This window comes from Deltaproteobacteria bacterium (genome assembly GCA_009930495.1).
Classification (GTDB): domain Bacteria; phylum Desulfobacterota; class Desulfovibrionia; order Desulfovibrionales; family Desulfomicrobiaceae; genus Desulfomicrobium.
Genome location: RZYB01000410.1, coordinates 1 through 1,352, shown reverse-complemented (window position 1 = coordinate 1,352; position 1,352 = coordinate 1). Strand labels below are relative to the sequence as shown.

Sequence of the window (1,352 nt, the reverse complement as noted above, 5' to 3'; positions counted from 1 at the left end):
TTTCCCTGGCATCCGTACAAGCCGGACAAGGGGATGCTGAGCAACCGCACGCCCACAAACGACGAGGTGCTTCTTGGCCGTCCGGTGCTGGACGCCCTGCGCGCGTATGCCGGCCAGGCGCGCATCGTGGCCGTGGGTCGGAAATCGGCCGCGCTGCTCGCGGCCATGGGCATCGAGGCGCCGGTGGTGCGTCACCCGGCCAATGGCGGGGCCGGGCAGTTCCGGACCCAGTTTGGGGCGCTTTTCGGGCCGGGGCAAAAACAAGCGCGTTGACACCTTCCAGGCAGCGGGTATGTCCAAAAAGTTGGACTCACCCATAACGGCTTGGAGGAAACCATGAAATACCCGTCCGTCTATGTTCCGGATTTCAGTCAGCGCGATCCCAATCCCGGCGTCGATGATGTCTTTCCGAAGCGTTGGTCGCCGCGTTCCTTTGTCAAAACGCCCATCGCGGCCGAGGACCTGGCCGTGGTTTTCGATGCGGCCCGATGGGCTCCGTCGGCCTACAACGAACAGCCGTGGCGGATCATCACCTCCACGGACGCCACCTTTGACACCTTTCTGAATCTCCTGGTGGAAGCCAATCAGAAATGGGCCAAGAACGCCTCGGTCATCGGGTTCATCGTGGCCAAGAAAACCTTCACCCACAACGGCCAGCCCAATGATTGGGCCGTGTTCGACTGCGGCTCGGCCTGGATGTCCCTGACCCTGCAAGCCCGCAAGCTCGGCCTGTACACCCACGGCATGGCCGGCATCAAAAAGGACGCCATCCACGAAACCTTCGGCATCGACAAAGCCGAGTTCGAAGTCGTGGCCGGCTTCACCGTCGGCGTCCTCGACGTCAGGGAAAGCCTGGGCAAACCCTACGTCGACTGGGAAGGCCCCTCCCCCCGCAAGCCCCTGGACGAGATCTGGAAACAGGGCGCGTGGTAAAAAAACAGCGGGCCGCGTTCGCGTGAACGCGGCCCGTTTTTCGTCCGTTCACAATCGAAATCCGTCTATTCCAACCCCAAATCCGTCCGGCTCCGCACGCCGCACAGCCCCGTGGCCGTGGTGATGGCCGCGATCACGGCCCGTTCCATCATCCGCGCGGCCAGCAGGCCGACCACGTTCAGATCCGCGTCCACGCCGCCCGTGGCCAGGGCGAAGATGGTGTCGCCATCAAACATGGTGTGGGCCGGGCGCAGGCTGCGGGCGTAGCCGTTCTGGGCCATGGAGGCCAGTTTCGCGGCCTGGGCCTTGGTCAGGCGCGCGTTGGTCGCGACCACGCCGATGGTCGTGTTGCCGCTGAAGAGGTTCTTTTGTTCGGCATGGTCGCGGATCATGATGTCCTCGGTGTCGGCCAGGGTCAG

The 1,352-nt window shown here is 63.7% G+C and carries 3 protein-coding genes; 2 read left to right on the top strand and 1 reads right to left on the bottom strand.

The features are described from left to right. The coding region (locus tag EOL86_15080; protein ID NCD26892.1) for a uracil-DNA glycosylase at positions 1 to 273 on the top strand (273 nt) is incomplete at its 5' end. A 63-nt stretch (positions 274 to 336) separates the two neighbouring features. Next, positions 337 to 933 (top strand): nitroreductase, encoded by a 597-nt coding sequence (locus tag EOL86_15075; GenBank protein ID NCD26891.1) that lies wholly within the window; start codon positions 337 to 339, stop codon positions 931 to 933. Positions 934 to 998: 65 nt separating this feature from the next. Here EOL86_15075 and EOL86_15070 read toward each other — a convergent pair. Beyond that, positions 999 to 1,352 (bottom strand): peptidase S58 family protein (locus EOL86_15070; protein NCD26890.1); only part of this gene is annotated, 354 nt, incomplete at its 5' end.

What these genes read in the sequence shown, in the direction of transcription:
- EOL86_15075 (NCD26891.1), top strand. Translation starts at nt 337, where the DNA reads ATGAAATACCCGTCCGTCTATGTTCCGGATTTCAGTCAGCGCGATCCC.